This is a genomic window from Arenibaculum pallidiluteum, assembly GCF_017355985.1.
In the GTDB taxonomy this organism is placed as follows: domain Bacteria; phylum Pseudomonadota; class Alphaproteobacteria; order Azospirillales; family Azospirillaceae; genus Arenibaculum; species Arenibaculum pallidiluteum.
This window is the reverse complement of the sequence record NZ_JAFIQU010000017.1, coordinates 114,988-132,549: the sequence shown is the minus strand read 5'-3', so window position 1 is coordinate 132,549 and position 17,562 is coordinate 114,988. Positions and strand designations below refer to the sequence as shown.

The 17,562-nt window shown below is 68.9% G+C and carries 12 protein-coding genes and 1 pseudogene; 10 read left to right on the top strand and 3 right to left on the bottom strand.

Translation table 11 applies throughout. From position 1 onward, the window contains the following. Positions 1-130: 130 nt before the first annotated feature. Together JUB13_RS25130 and JUB13_RS25125 are read left to right on the top strand one after the other, a co-directional pair. On the top strand, positions 131-1,024 hold the full coding sequence (locus JUB13_RS25130) for a LysR family transcriptional regulator (protein WP_207483967.1): 894 nt from the start codon (positions 131-133) through the stop codon (positions 1,022-1,024). 127 nt (positions 1,025-1,151) lie between these two features. Further along, positions 1,152-1,595, top strand: coding sequence for a GFA family protein (locus tag JUB13_RS25125; protein WP_207483965.1), 444 nt, complete (start codon positions 1,152-1,154; stop codon positions 1,593-1,595). A gap of 22 nt (positions 1,596-1,617) precedes the next feature. Here JUB13_RS25125 and JUB13_RS25120 read toward each other — a convergent pair whose 3' ends face one another. After that, complete coding sequence (locus tag JUB13_RS25120; protein WP_207483963.1) at positions 1,618-3,480, bottom strand: ABC transporter ATP-binding protein; 1,863 nt, start codon at positions 3,478-3,480, stop codon at positions 1,618-1,620. Positions 3,481-3,648: 168 nt separating this feature from the next. Beyond that, positions 3,649-4,482: a GNAT family N-acetyltransferase gene (locus JUB13_RS25115; RefSeq protein ID WP_328703009.1), complete on the bottom strand. Its 834-nt coding sequence runs from the start codon at positions 4,480-4,482 to the stop codon at positions 3,649-3,651. A 311-nt stretch (positions 4,483-4,793) separates the two neighbouring features. Between JUB13_RS25115 and JUB13_RS31595 the strand changes: the two are divergent. The 4 genes and pseudogenes from JUB13_RS31595 to JUB13_RS25100 form a co-directional block, all read left to right on the top strand. Then, a pseudogene (locus tag JUB13_RS31595) lies at positions 4,794-5,140 on the top strand (IS630 family transposase); the annotation flags it as partial. Between the two features lie 456 nt (positions 5,141-5,596). Continuing rightward, a complete protein-coding gene (locus JUB13_RS25110) occupies positions 5,597-8,188 on the top strand; it encodes a PAS domain-containing protein (protein ID WP_207483961.1) in 2,592 nt (863 codons plus the stop codon). Positions 8,189-8,232: 44 nt separating this feature from the next. Further along, entirely contained in the window at positions 8,233-9,813 is a 1,581-nt protein-coding gene (locus JUB13_RS25105) for a CHAT domain-containing protein (RefSeq protein WP_207483959.1), read from the top strand. Positions 9,814-9,840: 27 nt separating this feature from the next. After that, positions 9,841-11,124, top strand: a complete 1,284-nt coding sequence (locus JUB13_RS25100) for a hypothetical protein (protein WP_207483957.1) — start codon at positions 9,841-9,843, stop codon at positions 11,122-11,124. Positions 11,125-11,391: 267 nt separating this feature from the next. On the opposite strand, the gene JUB13_RS25095 is transcribed toward JUB13_RS25100, so the two are convergent. Then, a complete protein-coding gene (locus JUB13_RS25095) occupies positions 11,392-12,321 on the bottom strand; it encodes a LysR family transcriptional regulator (protein ID WP_207483955.1) in 930 nt (309 codons plus the stop codon). Positions 12,322-12,437: 116 nt separating this feature from the next. On the opposite strand from JUB13_RS25095, the gene JUB13_RS25090 reads away from it, so the two are divergent. The 4 genes from JUB13_RS25090 (at position 12,438) to JUB13_RS25075 (ending at position 17,532) form a co-directional block, all read left to right on the top strand. Next, positions 12,438-14,717, top strand: a complete 2,280-nt coding sequence (locus JUB13_RS25090) for a xanthine dehydrogenase family protein molybdopterin-binding subunit (protein WP_207483953.1) — start codon at positions 12,438-12,440, stop codon at positions 14,715-14,717. After that, the gene (locus JUB13_RS25085; protein ID WP_207483951.1) at positions 14,714-15,694 is read left to right on the top strand and encodes a dihydrodipicolinate synthase family protein; all 981 of its coding nucleotides are present in this window, start codon (positions 14,714-14,716) and stop codon (positions 15,692-15,694) included. Before JUB13_RS25090 ends, JUB13_RS25085 begins: the two co-directional genes overlap by 4 nt. Before the next feature lie 14 nt (positions 15,695-15,708). Next, on the top strand, positions 15,709-16,260 hold the full coding sequence (locus tag JUB13_RS25080; protein WP_207483949.1) for a 3-hydroxyanthranilate 3,4-dioxygenase: 552 nt from the start codon (positions 15,709-15,711) through the stop codon (positions 16,258-16,260). A gap of 90 nt (positions 16,261-16,350) precedes the next feature. Further along, on the top strand, positions 16,351-17,532 hold the full coding sequence (locus JUB13_RS25075) for an ABC transporter substrate-binding protein (protein ID WP_207483947.1): 1,182 nt from the start codon (positions 16,351-16,353) through the stop codon (positions 17,530-17,532). Positions 17,533-17,562 lie beyond the last annotated feature (30 nt).

The following is a 17,562-nucleotide window of genomic DNA, read 5'->3' as shown; positions in this document are numbered from 1 at the left end:
CCGGTCTCCTTTCCTTCGTGCCGGTCTCCGGCGCCGCTGTCCTTGGCCGCCCCTGGGTAGCCCAGCGCGCGACGCTTGAATATCCCGGCTTGACGGGAAACATTCTCCCGGTTTCCGGGAGAATGGGACCATGGCCTCGCTCGAGGACTATGCCGCCTTCGTCGCCGTGGTGGAGCAGGGCAGCCTGACGGGCGCGGCGCGCCAGCTCGGTCGGTCGCTGCAGGCGGTGAGCCGCGCGCTCGCGTCGCTGGAGCGCGAGTTGGGCGTGGCGCTGGTGGCGCGCACGACGCGGCGGCTGCGGCCGACGGAGGCGGGTCTCGCCTTCCACCGGCGCATCAAGGCGGCGCTGTCGGACATCGCGCTGGCCCGCGACGAGCTCGCGGCCCGCGGCGGCCCGCTGACCGGGCGCGTCCGGATCGGCGCATCGACCCAGTTCGGACCGCTCTACCTGATGCCGATCCTGACGGCCTTCATGGAGCGGCATCCCGGGATCGAGATCGAGCTCGCGCTGGCCGACGAGGCCGTGGGCCTGGTCGAGAACGGGCTCGACCTCGCGCTGCGGATCGGGAGCCTCGCCGATTCGTCCCTGCAGGCCCGGCGCCTGGGCGCCGTCCGGCGCGTCGCCTTCGGGGCGCCGGGCTATTTCGCGGCGCGCGGGCGGCCGCAGCATCCGCGCGATCTCGCGGCGCATGACTGCATCCTGCGGCGCACGGCAGGCCGCACCGAGACTTGGGTCTTCGGCGAGGCCCCCGCCGCCGAGCCGGTCGAGGTGCGCGGCCGCTTCCGCTCCGACAGCGCGCCCGCGCGCAACGAGGCTGCGGCCGCAGGCCTCGGGATCGCGATCGCACCGCTCTACCAGATCCGCGGCCTGCTCGACGCGGGCCGGATCGAGCTGGTCCTGGCGGGGCACGAGCTCGCGCGCACGCCCGTACACCTGCTGTGGCCCGCGGGTGCCGGCGTCCCGAACCGGACACGCGCGCTGATCGACTTCATCGCGGCGCGGCTGTCACTGGCTGGGCTTTGATGCCGGGCCCACCCGTCCATTCCGGCATCGGGCCCGGGAATGACGCCTTGACGGGACCCGCGCGGCGGGCTGCAGTTGGTGCCGGGTCGATCCGGTAGGGCTGGGCATCTCCATGGCGGATGGAAGCGTGAAGGGAGGCTGTCGCTGCGGCGCGGTCCGCTATGTCCTCGCCCTCGACCGCCTGCCGCCGGCCTATGCCTGCCATTGCCGCGACTGCCAGACCTGGTCGGGAAGCGCCTTCAGCCAGCAGCTCGTCCTGGCCGAGGACCTGCTCGCGGTGTCCGGGCCCACCGAGATCTACGAGCTCGTCTCGCCGAGCGGCCGCGTCTCGCGCCAGCGGGTCTGCGGGACCTGCCACACACGCCTCTACAACACGAACAGCGCGCGCCCGGGCGTCGTGATCATGCGCGCGGGCACGCTGGACGAGAGCGATGCCCTCCACGTCGCGGCCCATATCTGGACGAGGCGCAAGCAGCCCTGGATCGCGATCCCCGAGGGGGTGCCCGCCTGGCCCGAGAACGCGCCGCCGGACGCCCTGGCGGCGGCGCTGGTCCGGGGCTGGCAGACCTGACCGGCTGCGCCAGTGCCGGGGCTCACTCGGCAGCGGTCTCCTCGACCTCGCCCAGGAAGCCGCCGGACTGACGGCGCCAGAGCCGCGCGTAGTGGCCCCCCTGGGCGAGCAGCTCGGCGTGGCTGCCCTGCTCGACGATGCGGCCGCGGTCCAGGATCACCAGCCGGTCCATGCGCGCGATGGTCGACAGGCGGTGGGCGATGGCGATCACCGTCTTGCCCTCCATCAGGCCCTCGAGCTGCTCCTGGATCGCGGCCTCGATCTCGGAGTCGAGGGCGGAGGTCGCCTCGTCCAGGATCAGGATCGGCGCGTCCTTCAGGATCACGCGCGCGATCGCGATGCGCTGGCGCTGCCCGCCCGAGAGCTTCACGCCGCGCTCGCCGACATGGGCGTCGTAGCCGCGGCGGCCGTGCCAGTCCTCGAGCTCCTGGATGAAGTCGTGGGCATGTGCGCGGCGCGCGGCCTCCAGCATGGCCGCCTCCCCGGCGTCGGGGCGGCCGTAGAGGATGTTCTCGCGGATCGAGCGGTGCAGCAGCGAGGTGTCCTGGGTGACGACCGAGATCTGGGCGCGCAGGCTCTCCTGCGTCACGCCGGCGATGTCCTGTCCGTCGATCAGGATGCGCCCGCCCTCGAGGTCGTAGAAGCGCAGCAGCAGGTTGACCAGCGTCGACTTGCCCGCGCCGGAGCGGCCGACCAAGCCGATCTTCTCGCCGGGGGCGATACGCAGGGACAGCCCGTCGATCACCCCGGCCTCGCGCCCGTAGCCGAAGCGGATGCGGTCGAACTCCACGGCGCCTCCCCGGATCTCCAGCCGCCGCGCGCCCGGCGGGTCGGTCACGGCGATCGGACGGGCGATGGCGCGCATGCCCTCCTGCACGACGCCGAACTGCTCGAAGATCTCGGTAACCTCGAAGGCGAAGCGGCTGCCCAGCGCCGTGATCTGCAGCGCCAGCGGCAGCACGGTCGCGACCTCCTGAACGCCGACCGTGCCGCGCGACCACAGCAGCAGAGCGACGGCCGTGGTCGTGGCGACCAGCAGCATGTTCAGCGCGGTCAGCACGATGTTCAGGACGGAGAACCGGCGGAGCTGCTCGCGGTGCAGGCGCACGTGATCGTCCAGCGAGCGGCGGACGAAGGCGTCCTCCTCCTGCGGGCGGGCGAAGAGCTTGACGGTCAGGATGTTGGTGTAGCTGTCGACGACCCGGCCGGTGACCCGCGACTTGGCGTCCGAGAGCCTGATGGACCCCGCGCGGATGCGCGGGATCAGCAGCGCCAGCAGCCCCACGTAGCAGGCGAGCCAGCCGAGAGTCGGCAGGGCGAGGCGCCAGTCGCTGCCCGCCATCAGCACCAGCGCGCTGGTGGCGTAAATCGACATGTACCAGATGATGTTGATGGTGCTGACCAGGCTCTGGCGCAGCGCATGGCCGGTCTCCAGGACGCGCGAGGCGATACGCCCGGCGAAGTCGTTCTGGAAGAAGCCCAGGCTCTGCCGCACCACGTGCCAGTGGGCCTGCCAGCGGATCAGCCCGGTGAAGCCCGGTGCGATGGCCTGGTACTGGAACAGCGTCTGCATCAGCGTCAGTACGGGCCGCACGAGCAGCAGCACCAGCGCCATGCCGCCCAGCATCCGCCAATGCGCGGCCAGGAAGGCCCCGGGATCGGCGATGCCGGGGGCGTCCTCGGAGACCAGCTTCACGACGCGCCCGACGAAGACGGGGATCGCCGCGTCGGTTAGGGCGAGCAGCAGGCTCAGCGTCAGCAGGGCCGCGAAGGGCCAGCGCACCTGGCGCAGGAAGAACCAGTAGAAGCGCAGCAGGCCGTCGGGCGGCTCGCCCGGCGTGCCGCGCGCGGTCGGCTCGACGAGGCCCTCGAAGCGACGGAACATGGCGCAGGTCTCCGCGGGCGGCGGGCGGACGTCCCGGCGGCCAGACACCCGGCCGGGCAGGGCCCATTCATTCGGGGCCCATTTAACAGCCGCGCACGCGGCGGGACATGCGCCTATCCCGCAAGGCTACCCCGAGCAAAGCGGATCCGCATGCGGGCGCGGGGATGCTCAGGCGGCGCGGTGAAGGAAGTGGTTGGCGTATTTCCGCGACACGCCGTCCAGGGGCACGATCAGGCAGACATCCGTCGTGTTGAAGGCCGCATCCACGACCGCGCCGTCGCCGACGAAGCCCCCGACGCGGAGATAGCCCTTCAGGAGCGGCGGAAGCATGGCGATGCCCGCATGCAGCTCGAACTGCCGCGCCGCGTCCTCGGCCCGGGCCGCCGCGGCGCCCGGCCCGTCCATCGCCACGTGCCGGCCGGGCAGCGCCCGCGCCCGCAGCGGCTCGGGCGCGAGGTGATTTCGGTGCAGGTAGGCCAGGGCCGGGGCGAGCGCGTCGAGGTCGGTCCCCGGCAGGCTCGCGCAGCCGAACATCAGCGAGACGCCGTGCCGCAGCACATAGGCCGAGATGCCCCGCCACAGCAGCTGCATCGTCGCGCGGGTGCGGTGCGAGCGCGCGACGCAGGACCGCCCGAGCTCCAGCAGCTCCCCGGGATGGGCCAGCAGGGGCGCGATGTCGAACTCGGTCGCGGTGTAGAAGCCGTCGCGGCGCTCGGCGACCGAACGCCTCAGCAGCCGGTAGGTGCCGACGACCGCCGGACCGGACGCGCAGGCATGGTCCAGGATGATCAGGTGGTCGCATGCCGCATCGAAGGCATCGACGTCCCGCCCGTCGGCCGCCGCCGGCATCAGCGCGCCGAGCTCCTCGGCGAAGACCCGGTGCCGCAGGGCCTGGGCCGCGTCGATCTCGGCGGCCGTCGTGGCGAGCCGCACCTCCAGACCCTCGATGCCACCGGACGTGTCCGGGGTGGAGAGCCGCATCCGCGAAGTCCCGATGCTCATGCGCTTTTCCCCACGCGCTGCCCCTCAAGGCGATGGATCGACTCTGCCTCGAATTCGGAGTCAGCATCATGGAGGTCCTGTGACGCCTGCATGACGCGGCATGCCTCCCGGAGCGGGCACATCCGTCAGGGCGCCGCCGCCAGCGAGGCCGCCAGGGCTGCGGCCGTGCGACGCTGGCGGCGCTGCCCAGACCGCAGGCTGAGGATCGTGCGCATCTGGCCGCGATCTACAACGATCGGAAGCGCCGCTCAAGCATATGCAGCTGGCGAACATCGTCCTGCTGCCCGCAGGGAGTTCCTCACCTTCCCAAGGCCGTTGAGCAAGCGGTCCCGGCGGGCTAGGTGGGGTCCAGGCCGTTGTCGGCAACTACGCACCCACGGCCACCCGGAAGGTGCTGGACTGGTGGGCCGGCCATCGGCGGTGGGTCTTCCACTTCACACCTAAGTCCGCGGCCTGGATCAATGCCGTCAAAGACTTCTTCTCGGCCCTTATCTGCAGACGCGTCCGCCGGGGCATCTTCACGTCCGTCGCAGACCTTTAGGAGATCGCTGCGCTCCACATTCGGGAGCACAACAGAGCGCCCAAACCCTTGGTCTGGACCAAGCCAGCCGGCACCATCCTGGACCGACTCGCCAAGCTCTCTGAACCTTCTGAATGAGGCAGGGCATTAGAAGCGCTCAGCCACGAGCTCGGTAGATGGACTGACTCGGTAGGCCTGTCTCTCGCGGGTGCTCTGAGCCCGTTCTATCGTTTGGACTAACACAAAGCAGAAATCTTGAATCTCCATTGTCCGCACCGTGTGCTCGGAGCCCGACTGTGATTAACAGTGTATGATCCGTCAGATTGCGGTGCAGGCATAAAACGATCAGCTCGATTCTCGGCCTAATTTGCCGAGAGATCGGACGGTCGTTGAGGTGTCGGCCTTGGTCGTGGTCGGGGAGTGCTGAAGAAATTTTAGTGAGCTGAGCGCGAAATGCTGTCCGTATCCGGAGCGAGATAGATTTCAGGATTTCGTCGTCAGGCCTGTATTGCTTTTACATTGAGCGACGCCGACTGAACGCTTCCAGACGCGTCCGAATGGCTGCAATGCGCCAAAATCTGGGGGGCTGACCAGATGGAGTGGGACACGGCTAGCGCACGCGCACTCGTCGCAATTGATCCCCGCAGCATTGAGGCGCTCTTGCGGGAGGTCAAAGCGACCTGCCAGGAGGTTGACGAGGGCGGCGAATGGGATGAGCTGCGCCAAGCCCAACTGGTCACTGCGCTCAGGCCATACGCAGGCCTGCTGCGTGACCTTGCGTCCCTTGCGGGAGACAAGAGAACGACCGTTGCCGACGGCTTTGCTGGCGCCGAACGTTGCAACAGCGTGCCTGCGTTAGCGCGTGGACCTGCGGCATACGCGCCGGGATGCACCACGGCGCCGCTCCCGAGATCCTGGTGGTCCACAGTTGTCTCCCTTGCCGGCGATCTGGTCGGGCGGGCGCCGGACTGGCGCGACATAACTAAGGGGCTGGAGGTCATCAGATCCGGCTCGAAGGGAGCCCCTGAAGAGGACATGGTTAACTCGCTGCTGGACCGTTTCGCCGGCATGGTCTCGCAGACGGTCCGCCATGCCGAAGAGAGAATCTTACTGGCCACTTCGGAGATCCAGGACGCCTGCATAGGAGGAGTCGATCCGGAGAACTGCCTGAGGTCTGCGCTGAAGGCTCTAAAGCGCGTGGTTGCCTTCGACGTGGCGACCTACTGCGAGTACGCCTACGAGGAGGGCGAAAAACCAGATGTCTATGTCAAGTCACAGCTCGCGATGGATGGCGACGAGGAGTTCCGGTGGCCGATCCGTTGGATGAAGATGCCGAAGGGGGTTGTGCATTGGCTCGAGGGACGTGATGGTTCGAGCTGTTTCGCTAGTATTGACGAGTTTTTGGCGCACACGGATGCCGCCGAAGAATTGCTCGACAACCCGTTGCTTAATGAATACCGGCGGCGTCAGGTCGAAAGCTTTCTCGTGATCCGTCGGATGCGCGGCGACCGCGTCTCGTCGACGCTGATGCTTGGGCGGAAGCACACCAGCCAAGCCGAGCCGTTCGGGCGCGTTGACCAGGAACTTCTGCAACAGCTCGGGATCGAGCGCGTCATGCGGCGCGTGGCCGAGAAATTCGATCAGCGTACGGCCGCCATCGCGGAGGAGATCGCGAGCCTTTTCAGTCCGGATGCGGTGCCCTTGACCGTCGCGAAGGGTGTCGTCGAACTCCTCGGGAAGCGCTTCGGGTGGGAATACGTAGGACTGTACCGCGTAAATCGGGCCAGTGGTTACTTTGAGCCCGTGGCGGAGCACGACGCCAACGGAAACCTATCCCAGAAAGAAGGGTACCGTCAGAAGCTCGACGCGGGCATGCTCGGCGAGACACTTCGGCAACGGCGCCCTATTTACATCCCCGTCGTCCACGACGTACCGGAAACTGCCTACATCAGAACCTCGGAATCCCAGGCCTCGGCCCTGTGCTTCCCGGTCTTCGTCAACCAGGGGGCGGAGTCCACGGTCGAATGGATCCTCGATCTCGAGTCCGCGCACATCCGGGCGTTTCCATCGATTGAGCAGGATCTTCTGGCCTCCGTCGTGAGGGGTATCGAGCGCACGCTCGCACTCTGGTACGAGGCGCAGCTCAACAAGGCCCTTCTCGCCGCCGTCGGGCAGGGAGTGGTCGTTCTTGGGCTGGATACGAAGATCGTGAGGGCCAACACGGCGGCGAGGCGCCTCCTGGGAATTTATCAAGGCGAGCCACTGCCCCTCGGGGAGGACGATGAGTTCCGTAACCTGAAGCACTACGCTCGGGACGAGTGCACGCGCGTCTGCCTGACGGGAGAGGAACCGCCCAGGCCCGGCACTCTGCTCAAGCTCAGGGGCAGGGATGGCGTTGATCGCGTGGCTATGGTCGGCAGGACGTGCAACGACGAAGCCCTGCACCGCAAGGTGTGGCTACTCAGCGACCCGACCGAGACCGAGTGGATGGGCGGGCTCCACTACATGGAGACGGCCGTGCGCGCGGTGGCGGCTCAGTCCCGGAGCCGGCTCCTGCTCGCCGGCGCGCTCATCCGAAGGGTCAAGGACGCCGCGCGCAACGGGGGGGCGGACGAGAGGCTGGACCGTGCGCTGCAATGCATATCGCTCGCGCACCTGACCTACGAACGCATCGCGCTGGAGCACGACGTTATGCGCGAGCCCATCCGCTTCCAGGTCGGATTCGACGTTGCTGACGTGCTGGCCAGGACGAGCGCCTCCATTTCGGACAACGAATGCCTGAACATGGCGGGCGTCGGCGATGGTGTCGCGTTGGCATACGGGGATCCAGAGCGGTTCGCCTTCGCTGTCAGATCGGTCTTCGGGTTCATCTTCGCCGTTCGGGAGCCGTCCACGGAGATATCCGTTTCCCTGTGCCGGCGCACGAACCTGTTCGACGTCGTCTTCGTCGCCGTCGTGCGGCCAGATTTGCAGGCGTTTGAGATCCCGTTGGCCAGGAAGAGCAAGGACGCACTCGACGCTGTTTCCAGAGCAGAGCGGCTGGCGCTCTCGATCGCCAGCCTAGGCTTGGAGGCGGTCGAGAGCGTGATTATAGCGCACGGGGCGACGCTAAGGACGGAGCGCAACGGGCCTGTGGTCCAGGTCAGGTTCGCCGGGCTAGAGGCTCGTCGCAGTTCCGAGAAGTAGGTGCTGGCACCCTTTGCCAGGGCTGGGATCCGAGGGGCGGAGACATGATGAATCTGCTCGTCTTGAACTTGGATCGCGAATGGTCGGACTTCATGCGGCTAGAGATGGAAGCCCACGACATCAGTGTGGTGGGCATTCACGATCTGTCGGAACTGCAGGCGCAGGCGGGTGGGGTCGAATACGGCGCGGCGCTGGTGTCGGCAGACCCAGACGTGGGGCGGACCAGTTTAGAGGCGGCTCTCGACGCGCTGGCCTTGATCGCGCCGCTCCGCGAGAAGGTGGGGAGGCAGGACTTTCCGGTCCTGATCAGCGCCACATCCCCGCAGGAGCGGTTGCGCGCGGTGGCCGCGGGCATGCAGAGGGTCATAGTGGTGACTGGCGATGACCCAGCCGGGATCGCAAAGGCTTTGGAGGAAGTGCAAGTCCCTCCGGTCCCGTCCGCCAACGAGCAACCCTGCGCCGTCGTCGAGGTCCTGATCGGGGCCGCTGAGGTCAATGTTCGGATCTTCATGGACTCGAAGAAGATCTCCGATCGACCATTGGGGTGGTCGGGTCGGCCCAAGCTCGCGAACCTCGAGGCGAAGTATCGCACCTGGTCACTTTGGCAGAAGGGTGATGGATCCGTTCGCTACACCGACGGATGGAGGCAGATGTTCCAACAAGACGGAGAGGACCTCGCCGAAGAACTGTCCCTCGTCAAGGAACCCCTCTGCGAGGAGATCGCACGCTGCGTCAAGCTAGTGAAATCCATGGACGCAGTGCACTTCCGATTCAACCTTCTGCCGGCAGGTGCGGGCGAGCCGTACCCGTTCAACAACGTCCCATTCGAGCTGGTCTACGATAGGGCGAAGAAGGACTTCGTGCGCGCTCTCGCGCCGGTGGCACGGCGGATCTGCCTTCATGCCGACGCGTGGGTGGCTCACGCGCCGGAGCAGCGCGCGACACCCGAATGTCAGAGGCTCACGGATGGGGTCCTCTTCGTAGCGTCGAACGCACACGGTATCGGGCGTGTGCCAGGAGCTTACTTCAATTTCCGCGCGGATCTTCATCTGGCGCCACTTAAAGCGATTGACCTCGAGGCCGAGGCGTTGCGGCGTGCGCGGGAGGCGAACATGCTGGATGCCCCGGAGATCATCTCGCTCGAGCCAGGCATGGAGGCGGATAAGAGGCTGCGCGAGCGCCTCTCGGGAGCAGCAATGTCGGGCGTAGGGATCGTCCACTACGCCGGGCATAGCGTCCGGGCGGACGAACACGACAGGGTTTTCCTGGTCCTGCCAGGCGAGAGGAACGGCCAGCTGGTGCTGCTGCCCATCGAGGCCTTCGCTAAATGGGTGTCGAAGGCGGGGGTCAGGCTCGTAATTCTGTCATCGTGTGAAAGCAGCTCGCCTGAGGCTGTGTTCAGACTTGCACAGGTAGGCGTGCCGGCGGTGATTGGTTTTCGCTGGGAGGTCCCGGACGCCGAGGCGGCTTACTTCACGTCCGAGCTGCATCTCGCGCTCGCGCAGAGGAAGTCGCTGGCGCGCGCCTTCCACTACGCAGTTAGCGCATTGAAGGCAAAGTATCCGGGCAGCCCGACCTTCGCCTCGCCGATGCTGGTCGTCCAGGAGGAATCCTGGGCGACGTAATTTGAAGGTGCAGGAGGAGGCGAGACGATGACGTTCACGGGCCTGAACATCTTCCGAAAGGCCGCCGCAGGAATCCGGTCAGAGGCCAGAGTGCCGCTCATGGTGGAGTGGATGGGGCCGGAAAGAATCGCGAACGACCGCCATGCGGACGCGTTTTGGGGCAGGGAGTTCAAGCCGAACGCAACGTATTTCAGCATCTCGCTCGCCGGCCTCCACCTAAAGGACGCTAGATTGTTCGGCACGCAGTACCTGCCTCTGTGCCTCTGCCTCGCCGAGTTCCAGCGAGGGGGCAAACCGCAGGCTGTGCCCTTTTCGATTGGGCCCGATACGATCATGCAGAAGATGGCGGCGGCTCGATCGGGGGAGGATGGGGCGGACACCGGACATGCTCCGACGCCAGGCTGGGTGGAGCTTCACGACCTGACCATCGTCCGACCTACGCCAGTGACGCTCGAAAATGTGCAGGTCTACGTAGGGCTGTACGCGGTCCCGGGCAGTGACATCGCCAGGACGCTTCTGAACGTGATGGGCGACCTTGGACAGGCGTTCGGGGTCGCCACGGCGCCCATCATTGGAATCGCGGAGAAGGTGTATGACGGCTTTGGCAAGCTCCTGGGCCTCGACGGCGTGCGGTCAGTGACCGAGGCGCTGCACGGTCGGATCCTGCAGCGGAGCGGCTACTTCCTGGTTTCGAACGCCCCGGAGAATCATCCCGGCAAGGACGCGATGTGGGTTAATGGCGGGCGGCTGCGCAATGGTCCCGATCGCGACAGCACGCTGGTGACTGATTTCGATTATTGCCTCATGTCGGTTGAGATACGCGACAGCGTGGTCGACGACGCGTCCATTGCACCCGACATGTTCGGCGTGCAATGGGCGGCCGTCGTGTCCGCCTACGGGGAAGCCGTACCGGAGGCGCCGAAGGCCGCGTTCAGGCGCCTATTGATGTCTATTTACGGCTCGCCGGATCTTACGGTACGCGACCGCGACCTGCTGGTGGCCGGCTACACTGCAGAGTTTACAAGGATCGACAACGTACTGGGCCCTGCGTCTGGCGGGGCGCAGTTGGGCACTCGCGGGCAGTCCGAGACCTTGGTGAGCGGTCTCGGAGAATTCACGCCTGTCTACGACCGCCTGACCAGCACGGAGGTCATCCAGCCATCCGACCTGGAGCGTGGAGAGATTGAGGCGCGCAGCACGCAGGTGATGAGCGGACGGCGCGGATGGGAGGAGGCGGTCAGACTGAAGGGGATGCTCGAAGAATTCAGCGACGGTGCGATCTCCGAGGCGGCCATCAAGGCACTTATCTAGCTAAGGCTCCTTAGCGGTCGAGAGGAGCAAAGAGATGGAGGCCGTCGGGGAAGCTCTTAGCGGCTTGGTCATGGCGGGTTGTAAGGGCTCGCCCCTCCATCGGTTTGCTGCCGCTAACGCCGCGCTAGCCCACCGCCACACGTGCATTTGCCGCCAACATGCCCAGCGTCACGGGCGACGGTCGATGAATGGCAAATGTGATTTAAACCATCCCGCCGTTGGGTGCCGCGAAGAGGAACGGATACAACTCAGCGCGTCCACTCACGACTAGCGCAAATTCGCGCCCGGTTGATGTACCGCCAGCGAGGCCGCCAGGGTCGCGGCCTCCTCGCGCAGCAGCTCCAGCACGGCGGGGCCCGCCGGCGGAAGCGCCCGGCCGGCCCGGGTGATGGCCACGACCTCGCGCGAGACCACGGGGTCGACCAGCGGGGTCGCGGCGAGCCGCGTCCGGTCCGCGATGGCCAGCGCCAGGGCCGGCAGGATCGCGGCGCCGAGCCCGGCCGCGACCAGGGCCAGCGCGGTCGAGATCTGGGTCGCCTCCAACGCCGGGCGCAGACCGAGGCCGCGGCCCTCCATCACCCCGTCGACGAGCAGCCGGATCCCGCTGTCGCGCGTCAGCGCGATCACCGGCATCGCGTCCAGCCGATCCCAGGGCACCTCGCCGGCTGGCGCCGAGGCCCGGGGCGTGAACAGCATCAGCGCGTCCTGCATCAGCGGCACCCGGCCGATCTCGCCCGCGACCGGCGGAAAGGTGCCGATGCCGATATCGGCGGTGCCCGCCGCCACGCGCTCGACGATCTGGTCCGTCCTGAGGTCTGCGAGGGTCGCCGCCACCCCCGGCAAGGCCTCCCCTGCGCGCGCCAGCACCGCCGGCATCAGCGCCGCCGAGAGAAGGGGCGGGGCCGCCAGCGCGATGCGGCCGCGCCGGCGCGCCGCCACGTCGCGCATGCCGCGCACCGCGCCTTCGAGATCCGCGACGATCTTTTCGGCCTGGGCCAGGAACTCCGCCCCGCTGGCGGTGGGCTCGACGCGCCGCGTGCTGCGGTCCAGCAGCCGCAGGCCCAGCTCGGCCTCGAGCTCGCGCACCAGGACCGAGACTCCGGGCTGCGTCAGGCCCAGGCGCTCGGCCGCCCTCGTGAAGCTGCCGGTCGCGGCCACCGCCAGGAAGGCCTGGAGCTGTCGCAGCGTGACGTTCATATGAAGTGGTTATGAATTCATCCAGATTATCTTTTTGTATCATGAAAACCGCGCCTTCATAGTTTTCTCATGCGAAGCGCCGCCTGGCGCGGAGCCACGAGCACGGCGGGTGCCCGATGCCGGATGCGCGGGACGGCAGGCCACGGACGGGGGATTGGACCGGTCGCGCGCGGCGGCGTGTCGAGGATCCGCGCCTGCTGACCGGAAGGGGCGCCTTCGTGGGCGACCTCGCCCCGCCGGACGCGCTGCACCTGGTCTTCGTGCGCTCGCCCCATGCGCGGGCGCGGATCCTTTCCGTCGGCCCCGCGGCGGCGCTGGCCCATCCCGGGGTCGCGGCGGTGCTGACCGCGGCCGACCTCGCGGGACATGGCGCCGCCGCGGTCAATCCGCTGCTTCCCATCGGGGACCCCCGGCCCTTCGAGCCGCTTGCCGGGCGGCAGGTGCGCGCCGTGGGCCAGGCGGTGGCGGCGGTGATCGCCGCGACGGCGGAGGCCGCGGGCGATGCGGCCGAGCTGGTCGCCGTCGACTACGAGGACGAGGAGGCGGGGGAGGAAGCCGCGCCCGTCCCGGCCTTCGAGGCAGCCTGGCGTCACGGCGACATCGATGCCGCCTTCGCCGCGGCGCCGCTGGTCGCCACCGCGCAGGTGCGCCATGCCCGCGTGGCCGCCATGCCCATGGAGCCGCGCACGGCCCTTGCCGCCTGGGACGAGGCAGCGGGGCTGACCGCCTGGCTGTCGACCCAGACGCCGCACCGCGCGCGCCAAGACCTCTCGGCCATCCTGGGCCTGCCGGCCGACCGCGTGCGCGTGATCGCCCCGGACGTGGGCGGGGCGTTCGGGGGCAAGGCCTCGCTCTTCCCCGAGGACGCCGTGGTGGCCTGGGCCGCCCGCCTGCTGGGCCGCCCCGTGCTCTGGCGCGGCACGCGGGCCGAGGACCTGCTGGCCGGCACTCATGGTCGCGGCGCGACCAACGCCGCCGAGGCGGCGATCGCCGCGGACGGCACGCTGCTGGGGCTGCGCGTCAGGCTGGACTTCCCGCTGGGGCACTGGCTGCCCTACAGCGCCGTGGTCCCCGGCCGCAATGCCGGGCGCATCCTGCCGGGACCGTACCGCTGCCCGGCGCTGGCCACGCGCCTCGAGGGCCGGGTGGAGGCGGCAGCCGCCGTCGGCATCTACCGCGGCGCCGGTCGGCCCGAGGCCGCCATGCTGATGGAGCGGCTGATGGACGAGGCAGCGCGGACGGCCGGCCTCGACCCGCTGGAGATCCGGCGGCGCAACCTGCGCCCGGCCCATGCCGTGCCCTGCGCCATCGAAAGCGGCGAGACGCTGGATTCCGGCGACTACGCGGCCGTGCTGGATGCCGCCGCGGCGCTGGCGGACTATCCCGCGCTGCGCCGCCGCCAGGCCGAGCGCCGGGCCGCGGGCGAGCTCGTCGGCATCGGGATCGGCCTTTATGTCGAGCCCTGCGGCCAGGGCTGGGAGAGCGCGCGGCTGAGCGTCGAGGCCGACGGGCGCATCGTCGCGGCGACGGGCTCGACGGCCCAGGGGCAGGGGCGCGAGACCGCCTTCGCGCAGATCGTGGCCGATGCGCTCGGCGTCCCGCCCGAGACGGTCACGGTGCGCCACGGCGACACCGCGGCGGTCCCGCCCGGCATCGGCGCCCTGGCGAGCCGCAGCACCGCCATCGGGGGCGGCGCCCTGGTGCAGGCCGCCGCCGCCCTGCGCGCGGCGGCGCTGCCGCTGGCGGCGCGCCTCCTGCAGGCGCGGCCCGGCGCGCTCGGTAGCGGGCCCGATTCGGTCGAGCCCTGCGCGGGCGGGTTCCGCAACCCCGCCACCGGCGCCTTCGCGGCCTGGGCCGCCATCGCCGAGGCAGCCCCCGGCGGCACGCTCTCGGCGGGGGCCGTCTTCGAGGCCGGGGGCGAGGCCTGGAGCAGCGGCTGCTGCATCGCGGCCGCCGCCATCGACCGGGACACCGGCGTTCCCACCGTCGAAGGGCTATGGCTGGCCGACGACGCCGGCGTGGTGGTCAACCCGCTGCTGGTCGAGGGGCAGCTCCTGGGCGGCGTCGCCCAGGGCCTGGGCGAGGCGCTGATGGAGCGGATTGTCTACGACGCCGACGGGCAGCTCCTGACGGGCTCGCTCGCGGACTACGCGCTGCCCCGCGCCGCCGACATGCCGCCCGTCCGCCTGACCAGCCTGTGCACGCCGTCGCCCGCGAACCCGCTGGGGGCGAAGGGGGTGGGCGAGGCCGGGTGCATCGGGGTGCCGGCCGCCATCGCCAACGCCGTGCACGACGCGCTCGCCCCCCTGGGCGTCGGTATCCCCGACCTGCCCCTGACCGGCGAGCGGATTTGGCGCGCCATCCATGGTCCCCGCAACGAGGAGGAGCCCGCGTGAAGTACCGCCGGACCGACGCCAAGGACTACGCCCGCGAGCGCCTGCGCGGCATCTGGGCAGCCGCCCTGACCCCCTTCGAGGAGGAGGGGCTCGCGCTCGACGAGGCGGGATTCCTGCGCAACATGGCCCATTGGACCCGCGATCTCGGCATCGACGGGCTCTTCATCGCCGGCAAGCAGGGCGAGTTCTTCTCGATGTCCGTGGCCGAGCGCAAGCGCTGCTTCGAGCTTGCGGTGGAGGCCTGCGCCGGGCGCGCCGGGACCATCATGTCGTGCTCGGACCAGAACATGGACACGGTGCTGGAGCTCGGCCGGCACGCACAGGCAGTCGGCGCGGACTTCATCGTGGTGCACGCGCCGGTGCTGCATTTCGTGCACGCCCAGGACGAGATGCTGTACGAGTACTACCGCCATCTCAGCGAGAGGCTGGAGATCGGCATCGCGCTGTGGAGCCATCCCGACAGCGGCTATCTGATGAGCCCCCAGCTCTGCGCGCGGATCGCCGAGCTGCCCAACATCGTCGCGATCAAGTACAGCGTGCCCCGCCCGATGTATGCGGAGCTCACCCGCCTCGCGGGCGACCGGCTGATCGTCAGCACGGCCTCCGAGGAGGAGTGGCTCGACAACATCCTGGAGCTCGGCTGGCAGGTCTATCTCTGCTCCTCGCCGCCCTACCTGCTGCAGACCGAGGGCGACCGGCGCATGCGCGAATACACCGACCTGGCCTTCCGCGGCGAGGCCGCGCGCGCCCGCGCGGTGCGCGACAGCCTCGACCCCGTGCGCCGCGCGCTCAAGGCCACGCGGCCGGCCGACAAGCCGCAGGCGCACCAGAAGTACTGGCAGGAGCTGCTGGGCCAGGCCGGCGGCCCGGTCCGCCGCCCCATGCTGGGCCTGACCGAGGCCGAGAGGGCGGCGACGCGCGAGGCCTTCGAGACCTGCGGCCTGCGCCGCGGCCCCGACATCTCCACTGCAGCCTGAGCGAGGAGGACACCATGATCCCGAGCGGCCTGAGACCTCCCTTCAACTTCGCGGCCTGGATCGACAGCCATGCCCACCTGCTGAAGCCCCCGGTCGGCAACAAGCTCGTCTTCGAGGATGCGGGGATGGTCGTCCAGGTGGTGGGCGGCCCCAACCAGCGCGTCGACTTCCACGACGACCCCGTGGAGGAGTTCTTCCACCAGATCCGCGGCGACATGATCCTGAAGATCGCCGAGGGCGGCCGGATCCACGACGTCAGGATCCGCGAGGGCGACATCTTCCTGCTGCCGCCCCATGTGCGGCACTCGCCGCAGAGACCGGTCGCGGGATCGGTGGGGCTGGTGATCGAGGGGGCCCGGCAGCCCGGCCAGACCGACGGCTTCGAATGGTACTGCTTCCAGTGCGGCGGGCTCGTGCACCGGATCGAGGTCGAGGTCAAGAACATCGTGACCGACCTGCCCCCGCTCTACCAGGCCTTCTACGCCGACGAGGCCGCCCGGACCTGCGGCCAGTGCGGGGCGGTCCACCCCGGCAAGGCGCCGCCGCCGGGATGGGTCGATCTCTGATCGCGCCGTCGATTGCCCTCGACCGCCCTTGACCGTCCGGGCGCGGGCGGAAAGACTGCGATTCAAACAATTAGAACAGGGAGCAGGACGATGAGACGCTTGGCATCGGTGGCCGCCGTGGCGGCGCTTGCCTTCGGCGCTGCAGGGTGGGCTACGGGGGCCGCCGCGCAGCAGCCCGTCAAGATCGGCATGATCACGACCCTTTCGGGTCCGGGCGGCTATCTCGGCGCCGATGTGCGCGACGGCTTCCAGCTCGCCGTCGAGATGGGCGGCGGCAAGCTCGGCGGGACCCCGGTCCAGGTGATCGTCGAGGACGACGGCCTGAAGCCCGGCCAGGGCAAGCAGATCGCCGAGAAGTACATGAAGGGGGAGGGCGCGAAGCTCCTGACCGGCATCATCTTCTCGAACGTCGCGGGCGCCGTGGTGCCCGACGTGCTCGACGGCGGCGGCATCTATGTCAGCCCGAACGCGGGCCCGTCCAACTTCGCCGGCAAGGAGTGCCACCAGAACTACTACGTGGTGTCCTGGCAGAACGATTCGCTGCACGAGAGCGCGGGGCAGGCCGCCAACGAGCTCGGCTACAAGAAGGCCTTCATCCTCGCCCCGAACTACCAGGCCGGCAAGGACGCGCTGACGGGCTTCAAGCGCCTGTTCAAGGGCGAGATCGCCGGCGAGGTCTACACCAAGCTCGACCAGACGGACTTCGCGGCGGAAATGGCGCAGATCCGCGCCGCCAAGCCCGACTTCGTCTTCCAGTTCCATCCCGGCGGGCTCGGCATCACCTTCCTGAAGCAGTACCAGCAGGCCGGGCTCCTGAACCAGATCCCCATGGTGCTGGCCGCGCCCTCCATGGACTGGACCACGATGGAGGCGGTCGGCGACGCGGCGCTCGGCGTCAACGTCACCTCGCACTGGAACGTCGATTTCGACAACCCCGCGAACAAGGCCTTCGTCGACGCCTTCCGCAAGAAGTACGGCCGCACCCCGACCTATTACGCCAGCCAGGGCTACGATACGGCCCAGGCGATCGGCGCGGCGCTGAAGGGCGCCGGGGGCGACGTCTCGGACGCCGCCAAGTTCCGCCAGGCCATGATGAAGGCGGACTTCGCCTCGGTGCGCGGGCCCTTCAAGTTCGGCGCCAACCAGCATCCGGTCCAGGACTGGTACCTGCTGAAGGTCGACCGGGCGGGCGACGGCAAGCCCGCGATCCAGACCGTCAAGAAGGTGCTGAGCAACCACGGCGACGCTTACGCCGTCCAGTGCAAGCTCTGACCTCCCCACGGGCAGGGGGCGGCCGGCACG